A 507-nucleotide genomic window follows, 5' to 3' on the forward strand; every position below is an offset into this window, starting at 1 on the left:
GCGATCCCCATGGCCGCCCGGCCCGGAGCCCGGCGGGGCGACCTCCCGCCCCGCCCGCCTGGTGGAACTGCCCGTCGGCGCCGCCGAGGACCGCCTCGCCGGCTCCCTCGACCTCGAGCGCGCCCTCACCGAGGGCGTGAAGGCCTTCGAACCAGGCCTGCTGGCCGCCGCCCACCGCGGCGTGCTCTACGTCGACGAGGTCAACCTCCTCCACGACCACCTGGTCGACCTGCTCCTGGACGCGGCCGCGCTCGGCACCTGCTACGTCGAGCGCGAGGGCGTGTCGGTACGGCACGCCGCCCGATTCCTGCTGGTGGGGACCATGAACCCCGAGGAGGGCGAGCTGCGCCCGCAGCTCCTCGACCGTTCGGCTCACCGTCGAGGTCCGGGCGTCCCGGGAGGTGGACGAGCGGGCCGAGGTGGTGCGGCGCCGCCTGGCCTACGACGCCGCCCCGGAGGCCTTCGCCGAGTCCTGGGCCGGGCAGGAGGCGGCCCTGGCCGCCCGGA

General features: G+C 76.7%; 1 pseudogene. It reads left to right on the plus strand.

Features of this window, described 5'->3' with window-relative positions:
- A pseudogene (locus tag ACWJ6R_RS37900) lies at positions 1-507 on the plus strand (ATP-binding protein); the annotation flags it as partial.

The organism is Planomonospora algeriensis, assembly GCF_977012225.1.